The following is a 22462-nucleotide window of genomic DNA, read 5'->3' as shown; positions in this document are numbered from 1 at the left end:
CGATCACCTAAACGGGTGATCGTGCATTTTTTCGTTCGAAGAGGGGTTGGGATGATGTCAGAGGTGCTTGATTGGCGGGACGAGTCGCTGGGGGCTCGGATCCGCGTAGCTCTATGGCTCCGGGATGAGGTGAAAGAAGGGGGCACGTTCTCCAAGCAGCAGCTCCGTCAGGTGATCGGCGGCAAGGAGCAGGTGGACCGGCGTATGCGTGACCTCCGGCCGGCGGGTTGGATTATTAAGACTTACAGGGATAAGTCAGGCCTGCAGCCCGATCAGCTCTACCTGGAGAAGATCGGCAAGCCTGTCTGGGAGAAGGAGCACCGCAATGCGGGCCTGCGCCAGATCAGTGCGCGGACGCGCCGCGAGGTGTTCGAGCGTGACCGGCATGTGTGCCGCCGCTGCGGGATTGCCGCCGGTGAGATCTACGAGGAGGAGCCGTGCACGCCTGCCCGGTTGACCCTTGGGCACATCACTCCCCACAAGGCCGGGAGCGAGGCGCGCCCCGAAGATCTCATCACCGAGTGCGCTCGCTGCAACGAGGCGGTGCGGCACTTCACTGGCGTGCAGATGGATAAGGGTCAAGTCTGGGACCGCATCGCGGAGTTGGGTAAGAAGGACCGGCAGATTCTTTTGGCCTGGATGGTGCACAACGGGCGGGTCCCGACTGCCTTGGACAAGGCGTGGGCCACGTACTGGCAGCTTCCGGCACCGCAGCGCGACGAGCTGAAGGGCAAGCTGTACGACTCGCTGCAGGGCTGAGGCGGCAGGCTGGACTACCTCCGTTGTCAGTGGGAGGTGCCACACTCCTGGTTCGGATGACTGCCCTGTGCCGTTGCGTTCCTACAGCGGCCGGGGCGGTTTCTGCGACACTTGAGCGTCTGCAATGAACCAACCAGGAGGGCTGATGAGTCCCGTCGAGAACCCGCCGCTGACCTCTATCGAGATCTGTGCCGGTGCTGGCGGGCAAGCGTATGGCCTGCACCAGGCCGGTTTTCGCCACCTTGCCCTTGTGGAGATCGATAAGCACGCCTGTCAGACGTTGCGGGACAACGTAGGCAGGCACCCGGACTGGGCTGGGTGTGAGGTCGTCGAGGCCGATGTGAAAGACGTCGACCCGTTCGATCATGAACAGCTGAAGAAGTTCAGCCTTGAGCCGGGACGGCTGGACCTCCTTGCAGGTGGTGTGCCCTGCCCTCCGTTCTCCGTTGCTGGGCAGCAGCTTGGCGAAGAGGATGAGCGGGATCTTTTCCCAAGGATGCTTGAGCTGGTTGATCAACTTCGGCCGAAGGCCGTGATGATCGAGAACGTCCGCGGGATTCTGGACGAGAAGTTCACTCCGTATCGCGACCGCATTGTGGCCGAGCTTGAAAGCTATGGCTATGAATTTTGCGGCTGGGAGCTAATCGAGGCCCGGCGCTTCGGGGTTCCCCAGCTCAGGCCCCGAGCGATCCTTGTCATGATCGACAAGAAGTTCCTGAAGGATGCCAAGTTCGAGTGGCCGACGGGCATCGACGAGATCTTCTCTGTTGCGAAGGCGCTCAAGGAGACAATGCGGGAACGTTGCAAGCCGCACGGGGCCCGAGGTGAGGCAGTCTTCGATAGGTGGCTCCAGAAGGCGAACGAATGCGGAGCTGAGGCCCCCACGCTGGTGGGAGGCTCAAAGAAGCATGGTGGGGCCGACCTTGGCCCTAGCCGCGCTAAGAAGGCGTGGGCTGGTCTCGGCGTTGACGCATGGGGGGTCGCCAATGACCCTGACAAGTGCGTTCCCGAGCGTGATCTGTTTAGAGAAGCTGGTCCGATGCTTACTGTCGAACAGACAGCGATTATCCAAGGCTTCGCGCGGGACTGGGAATTCTCTGGCGGCAAGACAGCTCGCTACCGTCAGGTTGGGAACGCTTTCCCGCCGCCGGTTGCTAAGGCCGTCGGCGAGGCCATCAAGGCAGTGCTCTGCCCCGACGAGCAGCCGGACTCAGCGTCGGGCGCGGTGTAGCGCGATGCCCCAGAGCTAGAGGGTGTCCAACTCGACCGTCACAACCCGATGTTGGACGCCCTCCCAACGTCTGAGAACCCCGACTTCGGAACTACTCGTCTAGGCCGTCGTGCTGGCCAGAAGTTGGAGTGGGCAGCTATGAGGTGATATCGGGTCCGGAGCTGTCCTGCCCGTCGATCTTTCGTTTGTCAGGAAGGTCGGGCGCTGGATGGGGTTCAGAACATGACCGCTCATCCTTACGGGCGCGCGCCCAGAACTGGCCGTCCAGTGAGAACTTCGGGCGCGGATCGTCAGAGGAGACAGGCACGACGTGGGTGGAGATCCATTCGCCCTTGATCGGTACCTGCAATTCGAGCGCGCGGGCGACGTGAGGGTGTGATCCTTGGTGACCCAGCACGACAATGCCCTTCGAGCGCAGATATATCCGTGCGTCGCGGGCTCGCTTTGGCGAGTCGTCCTGCTGGGCTACGGTCAACACGGTCTGCCGGCCAATGATCCGGTCCTGCACCTCACGGAACAGCTGGTTCACCCGCTGTTGTCCCGAGGCTCGGCCCGGCCGTGATGCAGGGAGAATCCGCTCGCGTGTTTCGGGATCCAGGTGGAGCAGCAGGTTTGTCGGCAGATCTGTCTGGAGCCCACCCCAGAGCCAGTAAACCTCAGGCTTGGCGCCGTGGTCGATCTTGCGCTTGTTGTCTCGGTTATAGGCACGGACGCGGTCGCCGTTTGCATCCCGCTCCTGCTTCCAGCGCAGGCGCTCGTCGGTGATCCGCACTATGCCCGCGGCCCACTGGCTCGCGTCGTCGTTCATCCAGGTCAGGACTGCAACGTGGTCGGCACGGCCACCACGTTCGCCGTGGTCAGCACACAGGTACATCTCCATCGGGATCTCCCAGCCGCCGAGATCCTTGGAAAACTTGCAGTCGATGTCGAGGCCTGCGATGGACCAGTCGAGGCCGGCGCCGTTGTCGATGTCGAACTCTTTGGTGAGATTCACCTCGACGGCTGTGCCGAGATACGTCTTTTCGGTCTTCGTCAGCTGCTGGTACGCCCAGCGCCCCGTCCGCCGACCATCGAGCAACTCGTCGAGGGAGTCACGGAGTGCCCATCGGAAGCGCTCTCGCGCCTCCGGCTGGTTGTGGAACCACTCCACGAACGGGGCAAGGTCATCGGGTACGCGCTGCGTGAGACCGGACTGGATCTGCCACTCGCGCGGCACCCTGCCCATGGCCTCACGTGGGGGATCCCAGGTCCGAAACGTATTGCGGCGCGAGTACTTCGCCGCCAACGCTCGCGACTCCTGCATGCCAGCTTGAGCAGCGTCCTGCGGGAACGGCAGACCCTCTTGTATCGTCACGCGCTGAAGTCTGGCAGCAAGCGCTCAGCCGGGTTCGACGAGCCCCACCTCAGCGGATCGCGATCGTCATTCAGCCGGAGGCGCATCCTCGACCGACGGCCTAGACGAGTAGTTCCGAAGTCGGGGTTCTCAGACGTTGGGAGGGCGTCCAACATCGGGTTGTGACGACCGAGTTGGACACCCTCTTGACCGCACTGTACGTGCACGTCGACGACCGGTTGAAGACCCTGCGGTGGCGTGGACGACTGCCCCGGCTGACGGACGCGGAACTGGTCACACTGGCCGTGGCCCAAGCCATGCTCGGCTTCCACTGCGAGGCCCGGTGGCTGCGCTTCGCCCACGCCCACCTGCACGCCCTGTTCCCCTACCTGCCCCAGCGCCCGGGCACAAGCGCCTGCGGGCTGCCCTGCCCCTGGCCAAACGGGCTATCCGGTCCCTGGCAGCGGACGCGGACCTGTGGCTGGACAACCTGTGGATCGTGGACTCCACCCCCGTGGAATGCGCCCGCTCCCGTGAGACCGTCAAGCGCTCCGACCTGGCCGGATGGGCGAACTACGGCTACTGCCGCTCCCACTCCCGCTTCTACTGGGGACTGAAACTGCACCTGGTCTGCACCCCGGCCGGCTTGCCCATCACCTGGGCCCTGGTCGACCCCAAGACCGACGAACGCCAGGTCCTGGCCGCCCTCATCGACAACGAGCCGGCCCTGGCCGCCGACCGGCCCGGACTGCTGATCCTGGCCGACAAGGGCTATACCGCCGCCGAACTCGACCGCTTCTTCGCCGCCCGCGGCATCAGCCTGCTGCGTCCCTCCTACCGCAACCGCGGCACCCCGCAACCCGCCGAGCCCCTGCTCAAAACGGTCCGGCAACTGATCGAGTCGGTCAACGACACCCTCAAAGGCCAGCTCGGCCTTGAACAGCACGGCGGACGCACCATCGAGGGCGTCGGCGTCCGCGTGGCCCAGCGAATCCCGGCGATGACCTGCGCAATCTGGCACAACCGCCTCATCGGAGCACCGATCACCAGGTCACTGATCGCCTACGACCACTGAGCCATATCGGAACTACTCGTCTAGTTCCTGCGGCTCGGCGGGAGGCCGAGTTGTCGGCGTCGGCTTCTCACCGCATCGATGATCTTGAGGCAGCAAGCGTCTGACGGTTCGTGCTCCCAGAAGCGGAGCACCAACCAGCCTGCGTCAGTGAGCTGTTCATCCGTATCACGGTCGCGGGCCATGTTGCGGGCAACCTTGTCCGACCAGTAGCCAGGATTGGTCCGCGGTGGCACGTAGTGTTCAGGGCAGCCGTGCCAGTAACAGCCGTCGATGAACACTGCGACCTTGGCGGGACCGAAGACGAGATCCGCTGTGCGGCGTAGATCAGGAAGCGGTCTCGCTGCGACGCGGTAGCGCAGTCCCTGGGCATGTACGAGCCGCCGGATCAGGTGTTCGGGCTTTGTGTCTCGGCTGCGGATCGCCTGCATGTTGCGGCGGCGCGCAGCCGATGATGCCCAAGATCCTTCTGGCGGTGTCCACTCGGTCTCGTCGGCCACAGTTCAGAGGGTAGTGCCGTTTCAGGGGTGACTGATCCTGCGAGCCCGTACCTGCGTGATCATCGCTGCTGCCACGTCCTTGGCCCGTTCCACCCTTGCGGCTGCACCCCGCTCGCGCCGGGTGCCCCGTATGCCCCCGCCCCCGGTCCGTACCTGCCCGGCGGTGCCCACCCCGCGCCCACCCGTGCCCCCGGCACCGACGCCGACGCTCGCGCCAGCGCCGGCTGGGCGACGTGCTTGCGTTCCCACAAGTGGTGGAGCAACTCGCGCTCGCGCGCGGCGAAGTCGGGGGTGAGGGTGCCGCGGTAGGCGCGTTGGCGGAGGAAGGCCAGGGACGTGGCGAAGGAGATGTACTCGGCGACGGTGCGGGCGGCGGTGGGGCCGCCGGTGCGGCGGGCCACGTCGCGGGCTATGCCGCGGGCGCGCATGGAGGAGAGGGCGAGGGGCTCGGGCGGGGTGAGCCAGCCGGCGGCCTGGTACTCGGGCAAGTGGGCCCGTATGGTGCGGAGTTCGTTCTGGCGGGACCAGATCGTGAGCCAGGTCAGGGCGCCGAAGACCGGGACCATGAAGAGGGTGTAGACGACGAGGAAGCCGATGCCCGGGAGGGAGGCGGAGCCGTTCCAGACGGAGTGGAGGACCATCGCCGTCAGGAGGCCGATGAAGGGGACCAGGGTGCGCAGGACGCGGCGTGTTGGGGAGAGGGAGGCGGCTATGCCGAAGCCCAGGCCCGTCATCGAGGTGAAGAGGGGGTGGGCGAAGGGGGAGAGGAGGACGCGGACGAAGAAGGTGACCGCGGTCGTGGTGAAGCCCGAGGCGCCGAAGGTCTGGTCGGTGTCGAAGGCGTTGCCGAGGTAGAGGATGTTCTCGGTGAACGCGAAGCCGGTGGCGGTGATGCCGGCGACGACGACGCCGTCGATGATGCCGTTGAAGTCCCGGCGGCGGTAGAGGTAGAGGAGCAGGACGGCTGCGGCTTTGGCGGTCTCCTCTACGACGGGTGCGACGAATGTGGCGCCGAAGGTGCTGATGTTCTCGCTGTGGGCGACGTCGATGGTGTTGAGGAGCCACTTGGTGGCGTAGCCGTTGGCGAGGATGGCGACGAGAGTCGCGGCACATGCGCCCCAGGAGAAGGCGAAGACCAGGTTCTTCCAGGGTTTGGGCTCGACGCGGTCCATCCAGCGGAAGACGGCTATGAGGAGCGGGACGGGCAGGACCGCCAGGCCCAGGCCGACGAGGAAGCCCTCGGTGCCGGTCTGTTCGCGGACGAGGGCGAGGATGATCAGGCCGCAGAGGGCCAGGAGGAGGATCAGGGTGCCTGCGCGTACTGCCTTGTTGTCCCAGAGGGCCCGGCGCGGGCGGTAGTGCCAACGGTCCGGGGCGGGGAAGCCGCCCGCCGGCGCGGGGATGGGCGACGGCGATGGCGTCGGTATCGGTGTCGGCTGCCGGTGGTGAGGCAGGGGCAGGGGCTCATGCACTCGATGACATTAGCGAAGAGGGTGAGTGCGATGGGGGGCCGTTTTCGGCCCCCCGAGCCTGGTCAGGCGCGGCGGAACAGCAGGTCGTGGACTGCGTGGCCCTTGTCCAGGCCCTGGCCCTCGAAGCGGGTCAGGGGGCGGAAGTCGGGACGCGGGGCGTAGCCGCCGTCGGTCTGGGTGTTCTCGAAGTGGGGGTCGGCGGTGAGCACCTCGAGCATCTGCTCCGCGTACGGCTCCCAGTCGGTGGCGCAGTGCAGCAGTGCGCCCGGGGCCAGCCGGGTGGCGGCGAGGGCGAGGAACTCGGGCTGGATCAGGCGGCGCTTGTGGTGGCGCTTCTTGGGCCAGGGGTCCGGGAAGTAGACGCGCAGGCCGGCGAGCGAGTCCGGGGCGAGCATCTCGCGGAGGAGGATGATCGCGTCGCCGTTGGCGACCCGGATGTTGGACAGGCCGTTCTGCTCCGCGAGATTCAGCAGGTTGCCCTGGCCCGGGGTGTGGACGTCGCAGGCGAGGATGCCGGTGGAGGGGGCTGCTGCGGCCATCTGAGCCGTGGCCTCGCCCATGCCGAAGCCGATCTCCAGGACGACGGGCATGGCGGGGTCGCCGAAGAGCTCGCCGAGGTCGATCTTGCTCAGGCCGTCGATGTCCAGGCCCCACTGCGGCCACAGGCGGCGCAGTGCCTCGGCCTGGCCGGGCGTGACCCGGCTGCGGCGCGGCTGGAACGAGCGGATGCGGCGCTCGTGGTGCGAGCCGGCCGGGTCCGGGGCGGGGCCGTCGGGGAACATCGGTTCCCGGCGGGCGCGGGCCGGAGCGGGGACGGAAGCGGTGGTGGTGGCGTGGTTCTCGGGCACAGTCCTTCCATAGTACGGGCGGGTGGGTGCGGGGTTCGGGGTGTACATGTCAGGAAGTCAAGGGCTCAGTGCAGCTCCGACAGGACACGGCGGGCCACCTCCCGGCCGATCGGCAGTGAGGCCGTGGCCGCCGGGGACGGGGCGTTGAGCACGTGGATCATGCGGGGCGACCGGGCGAAGAGGAAGTCGTCGACCAGCGTCCCGTCGCGCAGCACCGCTTGGGCGCGCACGCCGGAGGGGGCCGGTATCAGGTCGTCGGCCGCGATGCCCGGCAGCAGCCTGCGCACCGCCTCGGTGAAGGCGGGCTTGGACAGGGAGCGGCGGATCTCGCCCGCGCCGTACCGCCAGTGGCGGCGGGCCAGGTGCCAGGTGCCCGGGTAGGAGGCCGTGGCGGCCAGCTCGGCGGGGCGTATGGTGCGCCGCCGGTAGCCCTCGCGGGCCAGGGCGGGCACGGCGTTCGGCCCGATGTGGACGTGGCCGTCGATGCCCCGGGTGAGGTGGACGCCGAGGAAGGGGAAGGCCGGGTCCGGGACGGGATAGACCAGGCCGCGCACCAGGTCCGCGCGGGACGGGGCCAGCTCGAAGTACTCGCCGCGGAACGGGACGATGCGCATCCCCGGATCGTCGCCCGCCAGCCGGGCCACGCGGTCGCTGTGCAGCCCGGCACAGTTCACCAGCGCACGGGCGCGCAGCACCGTGCCCGAGGTCGTGCGCACTGCGACCGCCTCGCCGCGCCGGCCGATGGTGCGCACCTCCGCGCCGAACCGCACCGAGGCACCGGCGTCCCCGGCGAGCCGGGCGAAGCAGGCGGCCACCGCGCCGTAGTCGCAGATGCCCGTGGTGCCGACGTGGATGGCGCCCACGCCCTGGACATTCGGCTCGAACTCGGCTATCTGGGCGCGCCCCAACTCCCGCACGGGGATGCCGTTTTCCCGGCCGCGCTGCACGAGGGCGTGCAGACGCGGCAGTTCGGCGTGCTCCGTGGCGACGATCAGCTTGCCGGTGACCTCGTGCGGCAGGCCGTGCTCCGCGCAGAACTTGACCATCTCCGCGGCGCCCTGCACCGCGTACCGCGCCTTGAGCGAGCCCGGGCGGTAGTAGATCCCGCTGTGGATCACTCCGCTGTTGCGCCCCGTCTGGTGGAGCGCGGGGCCGCGCTCCTTCTCCAGCACCACCACGCTCGTCCCCGGCGCGGCGCGCGTGATCGCGTACGCCGTCGACAGGCCCACGATTCCGCCGCCGATCACCAGCACATCGCAGTCGTACGCCACCATGACGCCCACCTCCCCACGCTTCCCCGCACGGTTCCTATGATGACCTGCGCCACTGACAACGGGCCGAAACATCGTCGGACCAGGGGGAACACCGGGAGACATCGGGACTCAGGCGGTCGTGACCACCAGCAGGGGGCGGGCCCGCTCCCGCAGTTCGACCACGCGCGGCTCGTTCCCGTACGCCTCGAGGCGGTGCATCAGGTCCCGTACGTACTCGGTCGTACGGGCCGACGAGATGCGCCCCGCGACCTCCACCGCCCGTGTACCCGCGGCGCAGGCCGCGTCCAGGTTGCCGGATTCGAGCTCGGCGACCGCCGACACCACCAGCCGCAGTCCGTGCGAGCGGACGTACTCCTCGGTGGGCCGGGCGAGGGCCTGCTCGGTGAAGCGCTGGACCTGCCGGGGCATGCGCAGGTCGCGGTAGCACTCGGCGGCGTCGGCCGCGAACCGCTCCTGGGTGTAGAAGTCGAGCCAGGACGGGTCCGGGTCGCCCGGTCGCGCCCGCTCCAGCCAGCCCTCGGCGGCCTTGAGCGCGGCACCGCACGCGGGCTGGTCGCCCGCCTTCGCCTGGGCGCGTGCCTCGACGAGGCGGAAGAAGCTCATCGTGCGGGCGGTGGCCAGCCCCCGGTTGCGCTCGAGGGCGGCCTGGGCGAGGTCGACGCCGTCGTCGCCGTAGCCGCGGTAGGTCGCCTGGAGGCTCATCGAGGCCAGCACATAGCCGCCCAGCGGCACGTCGGCCGCCGCGCGGGCCAGCCGCAGGGCCTGGATGTAGTAGCGCTGCGCCGCCTCCTGCTGTCCGGTGTCGAAGGCCATCCACCCGGCCAGCCGGGTCAGTTCGGCGGTCGCGCCGAACAGGGCGCGCCCCACCTCGTCGCTGTACGCGCCGAGCAGCAGCGGCGCGGCGTCCACACGCAGGCACTCGGGCACCATGGACGAGCGCCAGTCGCCGCCGCCGTACTTGGAGTCCCAGCGCCGGGCGTCGTCCGCCGCCTCGCGCAGCTTGGCCACGTCGCTGTGGCCCACCCGCTGCGGAATGCCGCAGTCCGGTACGGCGCCCGACTCGCCCTCGTTCGCGGCCTGTTGGGGCTCGCGCGCCACCGAGCTGTCGGCGGGTGTTATCAGCCACCGCGACGCGGGGGTGGAGTACGCGCTGACGGAGAAGGAACCGGCCAGGCTCTGCCAGATGCCGCCACCCCCGCGCCGACCGGCGGAATCCAGCCGGTAGAGCTCCGTCGCCGAGCGCACCGCCTGGCCGACATCGCGCGGGAAGGCGAGCCCCACCTCGGGCGCGGGGTCGGAATCGGCGAGCCCGATCTCGTGCAGGGGCACCGGCCGGCCCAGCTTGCCCGCTATCGCCGCGGCGATCAGGTGGGGTGCGGCGCCCTGTGGCACCATGCCCTTCGAGACCCACCGGGCGACCGAGGTCTTGTCGTACCGTAGTGTCAATCCCCGCTGCGCACCGAGGTCGTTGACCCTGCGCGCCAGGCCGGCGTTGCTGATCCCTGCGAGGGCGAGGACAGTGCCCAGCTTCTCGTTCGGCCCGCGTGACTCCCTGGACATGCGCACCCCTCGGCAACGGCGACGCCCGCCCCGGCATAGGCGCGGGGCATTCGTAAACCCAGAGTAGTTCCCCACATCCCGACCGTTAAGGGGCGTTGTCCCGGATGGCGAGATTCTGGTCCGTATGTGCGTGCACCGAGGGGCACGTGCTCCGGTTGTGTGTGCGCGTGCGCCTGCCGTGCGCTCTGTACCCGCCAACTCTGTGGCGGTTCCATGGGAGTTGCGTGGGTCGGCCCGCTGCACCGGATCGAGTGGGCTGGGGGAGCCGTCGCCTCATTCCCCGCGGGCGGCGGAGCGGCCCGGGGGGTGCGTTCGTACCTCCCGGGCTGCGCCGTTGCGCGGCTCGCGTGAACGTCTCGTCCGCCTGGAGGCGTTCACCGGGGCGCGCGGCGAGAGCTGGCCGGATCCGTCCTGTGTCGCGTCGCGCTGTGCACGAAAAGGTTCATGCGGTGATGCTCATGGCAGCATGGGTCCCGCACGGAGTCATGACGGAACGGCACTTCGCCCGGTTGACACCCGAGTTGGTGCAGCCGCAACGTTCGTCTCGCTGTGCATGATGACTGCTACCTGATGGTTGTCCACAGCCTGTGGAGGCGGCGATGCGCTGGTTGGTGGGGTGGAGCTGCTCCGGAACCGCTCCCCGCGCCGAGGACACGGCAGGCCCCACCGTGCAACCCGTGGGAGCGCAGCTGCTGTGGGGCGACCCGGATCCTCTGTGGGCGGTTGGCGACTGGCGTCCCGACGAGGTGCGCGTCGTCTGGGCCGACCCTCCCGCGCGACAGGCCGCACCCGCAACCGTCATCCGTATCGCCGTTCTGGGCCGCTGCGGTGCGACTGATGACCAACTGCGTACCGGCCTGCTCGCAGCCCGCGGGGGTGCACTGCGGCACCTGACCGCATGGCCCGGCAGTTACACGGCAGTTGCTCAGGTCGGCCGCCGCATCGCCATCGCCGGTGACCTCGCGGGCGCGCGTCCTGTCTTCCACGCCGCCTGGGCCGGCGGCACCGCCTACGCCACCGCCGCGCTGCCGCTCGCCGACCTCATAGAGGCACAGCTCGACATCGGCCACCTCGCCGCCCTGCTCGCCTGCCCCGACTCCCCGGAGGCCCTCGGCGACGGCACGCCGTACGAGGGCGTACGGCGTGTACCGCCGGGGCACGCGCTGGTGGTGCGCGACGGCGCACGCGACATCACCGGGTACGAGCCTGTCGCCTCGCTCGCCGTCGCCGCGCCCCAACTCGAGGCACAGCAGGCCGTGGGGGGCGTGCGGGACGCCCTCGTCGAGGCCGTACGGGCCCGGCTCACGGCGCCCCGGCACCTGTCCGCGTACGACTTCGGCGGACTCGACCCCGGCCCCGTGCCGGGCATGGGACCGGCCTTCCGGCGCGCCGCACGCGGCGGTCCGGCGCCCGGCATCGGCGCCGACCTCTCCGGCGGCAGCGCCTCCGCCACGCTCGCGCTGCTGGCCGCCGGCCTGCCGGGGGTGCCGGGCACGCCGTACGGGCACGGCACCGGCGCGGGCGAGCGGCTGCTCGCGGTCACCTTCAACGACCTGGCCGCGGACAGCGGCCGGGCGGGCTCCCAGGAACTGGAGCGGGCCCGCGCCCTCGCGGCCGACCCCCGGCTGCACCACGTGGTCGTCGCGGCGGCCGAAGAGGCGCTGCCGTACGCCGACTTGGAGACCGGCCCGCTGACGGACGAGCCCGCCCCGGCCCTGGTCACCGCCGAACGCCACCGCCGGCGGCTCCTCGCGGGCAGCGCCGACCACTTCACCGGACACGGTGCACGACAGGTACTGGACGCCCATCCGGCGCGGCTGGCCGACCTGTTGATGGACCGCAGGCGCCGTCATCTGCTGCGGCCGGTGTCGGCCCTGGCGCGGGCCGACAGTCCGTCCGGGAACTCGTTCTTCGTCCCTTTCACCGTCTACCGGGCCGCGCGCAGGCTCGCCCGTACGTCGTACCGGGAGGGGCTGGAGGAGGCCGCCGCCCGGCTGCTCACCCCCGCCTTCGCCGCCGCGGAGCACACCGCCGGGCCGCCCGGCGCGGTGGACGCCTCGCTCGCGGCCCTCACCTGGTGCCGTCCCGGGCCCGCCGCACGCTGGCTCACGGGCGGGGCGCTGGCGGAGGTGTCGGTCCGGCTCCAGGCGGTCGCGGTACGCCCGTCGGGCCTGCTGCAACGCCCCGGCGAGCAGCGCGCCGCCGCCGCGCTCCACCGGCACGCGGCGGACCACCGCATCCTCGAGCAGGCGGCCGAGGTACGCGGCCAGCGCCTGCACTCGCCCTTCCTCGACAACCAGGTCGTACGGGCCTGCCGTGCGCTCCCCGAAGCGCTGCGGGTGCAACCAGGGGCGCGTGCGTCCGTCCTGCGCGCTGTCCTCGCGGGCACCGGCATCCGCGACCTGCCGCCCGGCTGGGGCGCGACCTCGCACGCTTCGCACGCGGCGGCCGTACGGGCCGGGGTACGGGCGGCGATGGGGCCGCTGCTCGACCTCTTCGACGCACCGCTGCTGGCCGACGCCGGGCTCATCGACGCCCGCGTCGTACGGGGCGCCCTCCAGGCCGCCGCCGACGGCGCGGCGGTCCCGCTCGACGGGCTCGCGGAGCTGGTGTCGACGGAGGTGTGGCTGCGCCGCCTGATCGCCCGCCGCGGCACGTGCTGGACGGGTTCGGCGGCGCCGCGCCAGCGGGCGGTGGCGGGAGGGGTGGTCCCGAGACCGGCGCTGTGACATTGGCCTGGGGACGGGGAATTGTGCCCCGGTCCCGCCCTTTCACCGTTTCCTCCGGGGGCTGCGCCCCGGCCCCCGCTTGTCGCGGCTTCGCCGCTCGTCCTCAATCGCCGGACGGGCTTAAATTGCGCGCCCGGCCCGGCACTATCCAGCCTGTCCGGCGTTTGAGGACAACCGCGCGGAGCGCGGTTTCGGGGGGCCGGGGCGAAGCCCCCGGAGGAAACGGTGAAAGGGCGGGGCAGGGGCAAAATTCCCCCACCTCACCCACAACTGATCCGCGCCTGCGCCCAGTCGACGACAGCAATCCCGTCGAACGGCGACTGCGGATCGACAACCAGCCGCAACGTCCGATGCCCGTGCAACAGCACATGCACCGGCAACGCCGGATCACCACCCCGCACCACTCCCGAACTCCACAGCCGGATGCCGTCCGCGTAAACGGAGAACCGCACCGCCCCGACCCCGAGGGTCATGTCGTCGACCCCCACCATCGCGTCGAAGGACGTGCAGGGCCGGTTCAGCTCGATGGACATCGAGGACGACGCACTCGCGCTCACCCCGTGGCTGTAGGACGTGCGGTGGATCCGCATCTGGTGCCGCGGCCACATCAGGAAGCCGTCCGAGAGCTGCACCTCCGGCTTGGTGCCGTCCCCGATGCCCTCGAAGGGCAGGTCGCCGAGCCGGAAGACGGCAGGGTGCAACCGTGGCGGCGGGGAGGGCTTCTTCGCCGCGGGCCGGTACGGCTTCGCGGCAGGGGACGTGGACGACGTCGTGTGCACCTGCCGCACCGGCTTGGGCTTCGGCTTCGGCGGCGGCGCGGGAGCGACGGGCTCGGGCGGCGGCGGAGCGGCCTTCGGCGGCGGCGAAGACGGGGCGGGCGCGGGCTGCGGCGCTTCCCGCTTCGGCGCCGGCGTCGCTTCCGGCTCCGGAGAAGCCACGGCCGCAACAGGCGCCTGCGGCTCGGCAGATGCCGACTCGGACTCCGGCTCCTGCTCGGGCTCCTGCTTCGGCTCATCCTTGGGCTTGGCCTTCGACTCCGGCTTCGGCTTGGGCTTCGATCTCGGAGCCTGCGCAGTCACGGTCGGCGCCGCGGCCGCATGTGTCTTCTTGGGCTGCGGAGCCGAAGTATCGCCGGCCAGCCCGTACGCGATCACCGCACTCGCGGCGAGCACGGCACTCGCGGCCATGCCGACCTTCGCGGGCCTGCTGATCCCCTCGCCGGAAGCACTGGCACCACCGGAACCGGCCCCCGCCGAACCCGCCGAACCCGCCGCCCCCGCCGCGGCCCCCGCCACCGCCTTGACCGACGCCCCGGCGGCCAGCCACCCGATGACCGCAACCGGCAGCACCGCACGCAAACGCGCATTGACGTCCGCGAGCTCCATCGCCGCCCTACGGCACTGCGCGCACTCGTCGAGATGCTTGCGCAGCCCCCGCTCGGCCCGCATGCGCAGCCCCCCGCGCGCGTACGCACCGAGCCGGTCCGCGTACTGCGCACAGTTGCCGCCCGCGGTCAGCGCCGCACTCACATGCGCCTGGAGGTACGCCTGCTTCAGCCCCTCGCGGGCACGGTGCGCCAGCACCGCCGTCGCGTTGGCCGTCAGGCCGAGCAGCGGCGCGACCTGGCCCGGCGTCTCCTCCTCGATGGTGGTGTGCCACAGCACCATCTGCCATCGCTCCGGCAGGCTGTGGAACGCCCGTACGGCCAGGGACGCCTCGGCCTGCCGCATGGCCCGTACATCGGCGCCCGCCTCGGCCGCGCCGTCCTCCTCCGTGGCGGAGACGCCCGCCGCCGACACGGCGAACGCGGCGAAATCGTCGACCAGTTGCTCACGCCGGGCCGTACGCGCCCAGGCCGCCGCGACATGCCGGACGGTCGTCAGCAGGTACGCGCGCACCGCCGTGTCGGGCCCCTTGCCACGGCGCACCGCCTGCAGGGTGCAGGTGAAGACCTCGTGCGTGAGGTCGTCGGCGGTGTGGACGTCACGACAGCAGCTACGGGCGTACCCGCGGACCGCATCGGCATGTCTGCGGTACAGCTCCTCGTACGCCGCGGTGCCGCGGACCGCGTCATCGCCTTCGCCCTCGCGCTCCTGCCCTTCACGGATCCGTGCGATCAACTCCGCGTCGGACGGCGGCGGAACGGAGTCATCGGCCTCGGCCTCCGCCTCGCCATGCGCCTCCCGCGCACCACCGTCGGTGCGGGCGTGAGCACCGCGCCGTGCGCCCTTCCGCTGCTGCGGTACGCCCGCACCCGCATCCCCGTCGGCGCCGTCGGTGTCGCTCCCGTCCGCGCTGCGGCCGGAAGCGGCCGGCCCGCCCTGCGCGGGAATGCCAGGCACCTGGCGTGCGGGGGCGCGGTCCGCCCCATTGCTCCCCTGCGGTTCTTCCTGCCCGTCAACACCCATAGCGGCGGCTCCCGTACAACGCCGGACAGACACCCGAAAACCGGGTCAGCGCCGTCAGCGTCGCACGGGTGCACGCGCCAAGGACAGGTGCATGAACGGCAACCACTCGTCCGGGTTGCTATCACGCATCGAAACATCGGCCGGAATAGCCGGAGTTGACGACGATCCGACCATGCTCACGCGAAGGTCGCCCGAAGCTCACTCGAACGGGAATGCCGCAGCGGACACCCGGCATTCTTCCGAGTGCACCCGGCGCGGAAACATGCCGGCGCAGGCACGCCCAAGACGAACGTGCCCAGCGCCGACACGTCTTACGCACACGCCGCGCTACGCGACCGGCCGCGAACGCAGGCCTTCCAGAAGGATGTCCAGCAGTCGCGAGGACGCCGCCGCCTGCTGCGCGGCATCCGGCAGCGACGGCGCCGCCGTGGCTATCACCAGCAGCACATCCGCGACCGTCACGTCGGGGCGCAGCTCACCTGCCGCCCGCGCCCGCTCCACGAGGCGGCCGACGACCTCCAGCAGCGCCGCCGCACCCGAGCCGCCCCTGTCGTCCGCGACTGTGGGCCGCTGCTCGACCAGCCGCAGCTCGTGCAGCTGGTTCCCGACCGCCGCGGGCTGCCGCTGGTGGGGCACACGCGCCTGCGGCTGCTGCGCCGTACGGACCGCCGCCGCGTCGCCGCCTTCGGCCTCGACGCCGACCCGCAGGACCTGGGGCGGAAGCAGCCGCCCCGCGCCCGAGGCGACCGACGTGCGCAGGAACCGGGAGAGCGCCGACCACGGCTCCTCCTCCTGCCCGAGCGCCGTGCGCGCCTGCTCGGTCAGCCGCGCCGTCTCCTCCTCGGCTATCCGGCGGACCAGCACGTCCTTGCTGGGGAACCTGCGGTACACCGTCCCCACACCCACGCGGGCCCGGCGCGCCACGTCCTCCATCGGCGCCCCGTACCCCAGCTCGCCGAAGACCTCGCGAGCCGCCCGCAGCACATGTTCCAGATTGCGCTGAGCATCCACACGCAACGGCGTGTTCCGGCCGCCGTTACCGTCCGTGGACGCGACAGCGGTCGACCAATGAGAGCCCTGAATGTGCATACGTTCCCCCGGTTATGACGTCTCCCCCCGGAGACTCCCCGCCCTGACTGCCGGAGCACACGCGTCTCGGCACCCCGACGAAGTACGAACATAGTTGAGCCCAGGTCAAGAAAGAAGAGGGCAGTTCCGCACGGGCCACCCCCAATTGGAGTACGCCCCCGGGCGCCGTTGCCGGCGCACCACCTCACTACCCCCGGACATCCCCTCTGACCTGCGGCCCCCTCGAACGGAACGGTACCCGGACAGAGGAGGGATCAGCTCCGCTGTCAGTCATACATTTCGCCGGGCCTGTGGACAAAGCCCGGCGGGCGGTGCCTCATGGGAGAGACGCTGTGCCAGGCGTGAGGAACGCGATCACTCCACCGCGAAGGACGACTACGACCGCGAAGGACGACTACGCGAAGGGGCACCCTTGGCCAAGGAATCGGCGGAACCGGCACGCATCCTGATCATCGGCGGTGGCTATGTCGGGATGTACACCGCGCTGTACCTCCAGCGGAAGCTCAAGCAGCACGAGGCGGAAATCCTTGTGCTCAGCCCCGAGCCGTACATGACGTATCAGCCGTTCCTGCCCGAGGCCGCCGCGGGCTCCATCTCCCCGCGCCACGTCGTCGTACCGCTGCGCTTCACGCTGGACAAGTGCCAGGTGCTCGTCGGCGAGGCGACCGCCATCAACCACGCCACGCGCACCGCGACCATCACGACCCTCGCCACGCAGGAAGAGGGCACGGGCCCCTTCGACATCCACTACGACGAACTGGTGCTGGCACCCGGCTCCGTCTCCCGCACCCTTCCCATCCCCGGCCTCGCCGACCACGGCATCGGCTTCAAGACGGTCGAGGAGGCCATCGGCCTGCGCAACCACGTCCTCGAGCAGCTCGACATCGCCTCCTCCACCCGCGACCCCGAAGTCCGCGCCGCCGCCCTCACCTTCGTCTTCGTCGGCGGCGGATTCGCGGGCGTGGAGGCCCTGGCCGAGCTGGAGGACATGGCCCGGTACGCCACCCGCTACTACCACAACCTCGAGGCGGACGACCTGAAGTTCATGCTCGTCGAGGCCAGCGGCCGCATCCTCCCCGAGGTCGGCGAGGAGATGGGCGTCTACACCGTGCGCGAGCTGCGCGGGCGCAACATCGACGTACGCCTCAAGACCCGGCTCGAGTCCTGCGAGAAGCGGGCCGCCGCGCTCAGCGACGGCTCACGCCACCCCACCCGCACGCTCGTGTGGACCGCCGGGGTCAAACCGCACCCGGTCCTGGCCTCCACCGATCTGCCGCGCACCGAGCACGGCAAGCTCAAGTGCACCGCCGAGCTGCGGGTGGACGGCGCCGAGCACGCATGGTCCGCCGGCGACGCCGCCGCCGTGCCGGACCTGACGGCGGAGGGCGAAGGCGTGCTGTGCGCGCCCAACGCGCAGCACGCGGTGCGCCAGGCGCGCGTCCTCGGAGGCAACCTCGTCGCCTCCCTGCGCGGCGAACCCCTCACGGAGTACCGGCACGCGTACGTCGGATCCGTCGCCTCCCTCGGCCTGCACAAGGGCGTCGCACACATCTACGGGCGGAAGTTCAAGGGCTATCCCGCATGGTTCCTGCACCGTGCCTACCACCTCAGCCGGATCCCCACCTTCAACCGCAAGATGAAGGTCCTCGCCGAATGGATCCTCGCCGGCCTCTTCAAGCGTGAGATCGTCTCGCTCGGCTCGCTGGAGAACCCCCGGGCGGAATTCGAACTCGCCGCGGGCACCGGCCGTCATCCGGAGGCGAGTTGACGCTCCCGGCGTGCGCCCCCGGAGCGGGGAACTCCCGCAGGAGGTCCCGACGTCTCACGGATGTCAGTCCGGTCGGCCACACTGGTCGTGTGACCATGGGTGGGTTCGTACTTCCGAAGAGTAACGATCACGAGGATTTGGACGTTTGCTGCACTCCCTCGGGGGCCGGCCCCCACACCGCCAACCGATGATCCGGAACGACTCCGCGAGGTAATCCTCAGTGAACTTCACCCGCTGGAGCGTCCGGCTCCCCGGTACGCAACGCCGAGCAGCGGCGCGCGCCGCCGCAATCGCACCGTCCCCGGTGGCCGGGGGCGGCTCCGTCCCCGCGGCCCGGGCCGAGGCCACCCCGCACACCGGTGCCGCTGTCCCCACCCTCGACGGGCTCTCCGTCCACGACGTCCTCGGCCAGGTCCCGGCCCTCGTCGCCGTCGTCTACGGCCCTGAGCACCGCATCGCCTACGTCAACGACGCGTACGCCGCCCTCTTCGGCCCCCGTACCCCCGGAGCCCCGGCCCGTGACGCGCTGCCCGAGCTCGAGGAGCTCGGCCTGCTCGCGCTCATGGACCAGGTCCTGCGCAGCGGCAAGCCCCGTACGGTCAAGTCCCGCCGCGTCGCGACGGCGGACACCCCCACCGGCGCCGACCGGTACGGCTACTACACCTTCACCTGCTCCCCGATCCAGGTCGGCGTGCCGGAGGGCGCGAGCGGCACGGGCCCCCAGCGTGGCGTCCTCGTCTTCGCCGCCGACGTGACCGACCAGGTCGAGGCCGCCGAGCGGCTGCGCGCCAGCGAGCGCCGGCAGCGCGAGGCCGCCGTCACCCTCCAGCGCAGCCTGCTCCCGCAGGAGCTGGAGCAGCCCGACGACCTGCGCGTCGCCGCCACCTACCAGCCCGGCGGCAAGGACACCGCCGTCGGCGGCGACTGGTACGACGTCATCACCCTCGGCGCCGGCCGCACGGCCCTCGTCATCGGCGACGTCATGGGCCGCGGCGTGCGCGCCGCCGCCGTCATGGGCCAGCTCCGCACAGCCGTACGGGCCTACGCCCGCCTCGACCTCCCCCCGCACGAGGTCCTCCAGCTGCTCGACGGCCTCGCCGCCGAGATCGACGCCACCCAGATCGCCACGTGCGTCTATGCCGTGCACGACCCCAACGAGGGCCGCCTGGTCTATGCCTCGGCCGGCCATCTGCCCATCCTCGTCCGCGACCCGGACGGCACCGTCCACCGCGCCGCCGAACCCACCGGCCCCCCGCTCGGCACCGGTGGCTGGCTGCACACCTCGGGCACGGTGCCCCTCGGCCCCGGCTCCAGCGCCGTCCTCTACACGGACGGCCTCGTCGAGCGCCGCAACCAGGACATCGACGAGGGCGTCGAGGCCCTCGAGAGCGCCTTCGCCGGAGCCACCGGCTCGCCCCAGGTCATGTGCGACCGCCTCATCCGCACCCTCGGCATCACGGACGAACACGACGACGACGTCGCCGTCCTCGTCCTCCAGCACCCGGCCCGCACCGGCCACGACGCAGAGCTCTTCCACAACGCGGCACTGGAGCTGCTCGGCGGCGTCGAGGCCGCACCCCGCGCCCGGGCTTTCGCCTCGGGCGTCCTGGCCAGCTGGCGGTTCCCCGCCGACCTGCGCGACCTCGGCGTCCTGGCCGCGAGCGAGCTCGTGGCGAACTCGCTCCAGCACGGCACCCCTCCGATGCGGCTGCGCCTGCGCCGCACCGACCGCCGGCTGATCATCGAGGTCACCGACGGCGACGACCATCTCCCGCGCCGCCGCCGCGCCGAGCCGGGGGACGAGGCCGGCCGCGGCATCTCCATCGTCGCCACTATCGCGTCGTCCTGGGGCTCACGCCGTACGCCCGGCGGCGGCAAGGCGGTCTGGTGCGAATTCGCCCTCCCGGTCGGGGCGGGCCAGGTGCCAGGGCACGTATGACGTGTCCCCCTGCAGCCTTGTCGGCCGCAGGGGGACACGTCCTCTCACATCACGTCACATCACGCGGCCACGGGAATCCGTTCGGCCGACTCCTTCTCCTTGCGCTGCGCCTGAGCGTGACGCAGCGGGTTGTCCTGCGCGGGCGTGAGCCGACGGCCCAGCTGCAGCGCCAGCACGGAGATGCCCAGGGAGCAGACGGTCAGCAGCACGATGTACGAGACGTACATGCCGGCACCCGCCATCAGCCCGCCCACGGCCGGGCCCACCGCCATCGCCAGCTGCTTCACGAGCGCGAAAGCGGAGTTGTACTGGCCGAGCAGCCGCGCCGGAGCCAGGTCCGCCACCAGCGGAGCCACCGTCGGCGCCAGCATCGACTCACCGATGCCGAAGAGGGCGTACGTCGAGATCAGCAGCGTGGTCGCGAGCGCGTGCGCCCCCGGGACCAGCCCCGAGACCCCGGCCGCGACCCAGGCGACCGTCCAGATCAGACCCACCAGCGCCACGACCCGGCTGCGGCGGCGCCGCTCGACGAGCTTCAGCACCACGAACTGCGTCAGCACGATCGCCGCCGTGTTCGCGGCCAGGGCGATACCGAGCGTCGCGGGCGAGATCCGGGTGACCTCGACGGCGAACGCCGAGAGACCCGACTCGAACTGTCCGTAGCACGCGAAGAACATCACGAAGCCCAGCACCGACAGCTGCACCATCGCCCGGTCCGCCAGCAGCACCCGCCAGCCGCTCCGGGCGGCCTCGTCGGACGGAACCGCGTCCGTCATGGTGGGCACCTTCGGCAGCCGTACGGTCGCCACCGTCGCACCCAGCATCAGGAACATCGCCGACTCGATCGCGAACTGCCGCACGAAGCTCGACGGGTCCGAGGTGTTGACGAGCTGGCCGCCCAGCAGGCCACCGACGCCGAGACCGAGGTTGTTCAGGAAGAACTGCATCGCGAAGGCACGTGACCGGGTGGTCGGCGTCGAGCACCACACGACCATCGTGGCCAGCGCGGGCTGGATGACCGCTATACCGGCACCGAGCGCGGCAGCCGCCGCGATCGCCAGCGGCCGGCTGTCCGCGAGACCCAGCGCGAGCGAACCGACGGCCGCGGTGACCGAACCCACGACGGCAACAGGCAGCGGACCCCGCCGGTCGATGACCCGGCCGATGCGAGGCAGCACGACGAGCGCGGCCACGGCAAACGTCGCGAGCACGACACCGGCCGTACTCGAGCCGAAATTCCGCACCTGGGACACATAGACGAACAGGAACGGAATCGTGAAGCCGCTGCCGAACGCGCTCAGCGCGCTCCCCAGCTGGATCCGGCGCAGTGCTGCGCCCATCGCGGTGGTCACACTCACCTTCCTCGGTAGCTCGGTCATGGACGAGGCCATGGATGAGGCCTGGGCTTGTCGCCGGAGCAACAGTCCAGGCCTGAAGACTTCAACTCTAAACTTCGAAGCTAAAGAGTACACATCAAAGGGCTTTAGCGTCAACGGGCATGTCATACTGCGGGCCATGGCTGACACCCCGGGCTCCGCCGAGCCCAGCCTCGAAGAACAGATCGCCGCGTACCAGCGCGAATTCCAGGGCCTCGACCCCCAGGTGGAGAAGGTCGTCTCGGCCCTCAGCCGCCTCAACCGGCGCATGAACGTCGCGTACGGCCGCCAGACCGCAGAGCTCGGCATCAGCAATGCCGAGTGGGAGGTCCTCAAGGCCCTGGTCCTCGCCGGCGACCCCTACCGCCTGGGTCCCGGCGACCTCGCCAAGAGGCTCGGCCTCACCCCGGCCGCGATGACCCACCGCATCGACCGGATGGTCGCGGAAGGCCTCGTCACCCGGGAACGGGATGAGAACAACCGCGTACGCGTCATCATCGGCCTCACGGAAGAGGGCCGTAGCAAGTGGCTCGAGGCGATGCGCCTGGCGTCGGTCTTCGAGGAGGAGCTGCTCCAGGACCTCTCCGCCGAGGACCGCGGCAAGCTCGGCGAGCTGCTGACGCGCCTGCTGCGCCGCGTGGAGAAGGCCCAGCCGGACGCCGGCGGGCGCCTCAGCGACCTTGACTGACCCGAGGTTGACACGGGTCCGGGCGATCCGTAATGTACTCCGAGCTGCCACGGAGCCCCGAGGGTTCTGAGGCGGCACTTCTCGCCTGACTGGCGGCAATCATTACTGCACGGCCCTTGAACGGGATTGATTTCGGCATGCCGGAATTCGGTTCCTGGCTCCGATTAGGAGTCGCGGGGGAAATCCGCTAAAGTAGTGATCACGCCGGAAGGCGCGAAGGAAAAGAAAAAAACCCCGATCCAACAGGGGGCCGGAGCCGGAAAACGGATCTGGTAAGGTTGGAAACAACGAAGGGAAGCGCCCGGAGGAAAGCCCGAGAGGGTGAGTACAAAGGAAGCGTTCGTTCCTTGAGAACTCAACAGCGTGCCAAAAGTCAACGCCAGACTATAAAACAACCCCGTCCGCTTGTGGGATGA

The 22462-nt window shown here is 70.3% G+C and carries 16 protein-coding genes and 1 pseudogene; 7 read left to right on the top strand and 10 right to left on the bottom strand.

The window, feature by feature from the left end; all coding sequences use genetic code 11:
• Positions 1–15 precede the first annotated feature (15 nt).
• Both ACV530_RS13410 and ACV530_RS13405 read left to right on the top strand, forming a co-directional pair.
• Complete coding sequence (locus tag ACV530_RS13410; protein WP_494332635.1) at positions 16–759, top strand: HNH endonuclease; 744 nt, start codon at positions 16–18, stop codon at positions 757–759.
• Between the two features lie 145 nt (positions 760–904).
• Positions 905–1990: a DNA cytosine methyltransferase gene (locus tag ACV530_RS13405; protein WP_494332634.1), complete on the top strand. Its 1086-nt coding sequence runs from the start codon at positions 905–907 to the stop codon at positions 1988–1990.
• 136 nt (positions 1991–2126) lie between these two features.
• Here the strand turns inward: ACV530_RS13405 and ACV530_RS13400 are convergent, their stop codons facing one another.
• The gene (locus tag ACV530_RS13400) at positions 2127–3344 is read right to left on the bottom strand and encodes a NaeI family type II restriction endonuclease (protein ID WP_494332633.1); all 1218 of its coding nucleotides are present in this window, start codon (positions 3342–3344) and stop codon (positions 2127–2129) included.
• A 161-nt stretch (positions 3345–3505) separates the two neighbouring features.
• Between ACV530_RS13400 and ACV530_RS13395 the strand changes: the two are divergent.
• Positions 3506–4398 (top strand): annotated as a pseudogene (locus ACV530_RS13395) (IS982 family transposase).
• A 20-nt stretch (positions 4399–4418) separates the two neighbouring features.
• Here ACV530_RS13395 and ACV530_RS13390 read toward each other — a convergent pair.
• The 5 genes from ACV530_RS13390 to ACV530_RS13370 all read right to left on the bottom strand — a co-directional run bounded on the left by ACV530_RS13390 (position 4419) and on the right by ACV530_RS13370 (position 10049).
• Positions 4419–4895: a very short patch repair endonuclease gene (locus ACV530_RS13390; RefSeq protein WP_494332632.1), complete on the bottom strand. Its 477-nt coding sequence runs from the start codon at positions 4893–4895 to the stop codon at positions 4419–4421.
• Positions 4896–4954: 59 nt separating this feature from the next.
• Complete coding sequence (locus tag ACV530_RS13385; RefSeq protein ID WP_494332631.1) at positions 4955–6367, bottom strand: PrsW family intramembrane metalloprotease; 1413 nt, start codon at positions 6365–6367, stop codon at positions 4955–4957.
• Positions 6368–6429: 62 nt separating this feature from the next.
• Positions 6430–7263, bottom strand: coding sequence for a tRNA (guanosine(46)-N7)-methyltransferase TrmB (gene trmB / locus ACV530_RS13380; protein ID WP_494332630.1), 834 nt, complete (start codon positions 7261–7263; stop codon positions 6430–6432).
• A 17-nt stretch (positions 7264–7280) separates the two neighbouring features.
• Positions 7281–8489 (bottom strand): L-2-hydroxyglutarate oxidase, encoded by a 1209-nt coding sequence (gene lhgO, locus ACV530_RS13375; protein WP_494332629.1) that lies wholly within the window; start codon positions 8487–8489, stop codon positions 7281–7283.
• A 108-nt stretch (positions 8490–8597) separates the two neighbouring features.
• Entirely contained in the window at positions 8598–10049 is a 1452-nt protein-coding gene (locus tag ACV530_RS13370) for an NsdA family TPR-like regulatory protein (protein WP_494332628.1), read from the bottom strand.
• A gap of 599 nt (positions 10050–10648) precedes the next feature.
• Here ACV530_RS13370 and ACV530_RS13365 point away from each other — a divergent pair.
• Positions 10649–12778 carry an asparagine synthase-related protein gene (locus ACV530_RS13365; protein WP_494332627.1) on the top strand — a complete coding sequence of 710 codons (2130 nt, stop codon included), beginning with the start codon at positions 10649–10651 and terminating at the stop codon, positions 12776–12778.
• A gap of 260 nt (positions 12779–13038) precedes the next feature.
• On the opposite strand, the gene ACV530_RS13360 is transcribed toward ACV530_RS13365, so the two are convergent.
• Both ACV530_RS13360 and ACV530_RS13355 read right to left on the bottom strand, forming a co-directional pair.
• Positions 13039–15186, bottom strand: coding sequence for a sigma-70 family RNA polymerase sigma factor (locus ACV530_RS13360; protein ID WP_494332626.1), 2148 nt, complete (start codon positions 15184–15186; stop codon positions 13039–13041).
• A 327-nt stretch (positions 15187–15513) separates the two neighbouring features.
• Positions 15514–16275: a TetR/AcrR family transcriptional regulator gene (locus ACV530_RS13355; RefSeq protein WP_494332625.1), complete on the bottom strand. Its 762-nt coding sequence runs from the start codon at positions 16273–16275 to the stop codon at positions 15514–15516.
• A 412-nt stretch (positions 16276–16687) separates the two neighbouring features.
• Here ACV530_RS13355 and ACV530_RS13350 point away from each other — a divergent pair, with 412 nt between their 5' ends.
• Together ACV530_RS13350 and ACV530_RS13345 are read left to right on the top strand one after the other, a co-directional pair.
• Positions 16688–18043 carry an NAD(P)/FAD-dependent oxidoreductase gene (locus tag ACV530_RS13350; RefSeq protein ID WP_494332624.1) on the top strand — a complete coding sequence of 452 codons (1356 nt, stop codon included), beginning with the start codon at positions 16688–16690 and terminating at the stop codon, positions 18041–18043.
• 220 nt (positions 18044–18263) lie between these two features.
• Positions 18264–19982, top strand: coding sequence for an ATP-binding SpoIIE family protein phosphatase (locus tag ACV530_RS13345; protein WP_494332623.1), 1719 nt, complete (start codon positions 18264–18266; stop codon positions 19980–19982).
• Between the two features lie 59 nt (positions 19983–20041).
• Here ACV530_RS13345 and ACV530_RS13340 read toward each other — a convergent pair whose 3' ends face one another.
• Positions 20042–21334 carry an MFS transporter gene (locus ACV530_RS13340; RefSeq protein ID WP_494332622.1) on the bottom strand — a complete coding sequence of 431 codons (1293 nt, stop codon included), beginning with the start codon at positions 21332–21334 and terminating at the stop codon, positions 20042–20044.
• Positions 21335–21497: 163 nt separating this feature from the next.
• Between ACV530_RS13340 and ACV530_RS13335 the strand changes: the two genes are divergently transcribed.
• Positions 21498–22046, top strand: coding sequence for a MarR family winged helix-turn-helix transcriptional regulator (locus ACV530_RS13335; RefSeq protein ID WP_494332621.1), 549 nt, complete (start codon positions 21498–21500; stop codon positions 22044–22046).
• Between the two features lie 164 nt (positions 22047–22210).
• Here the strand turns inward: ACV530_RS13335 and ACV530_RS13330 are convergent.
• Positions 22211–22462, bottom strand: a 252-nt coding sequence (locus ACV530_RS13330; RefSeq protein ID WP_494332620.1) for a hypothetical protein, incomplete at its 5' end; no start/stop codon positions are given.

It is taken from the genome of Streptomyces sp. SX-6 (genome assembly GCF_059089585.1).
This window is presented reverse-complemented; position numbering and strand designations above follow the sequence as displayed.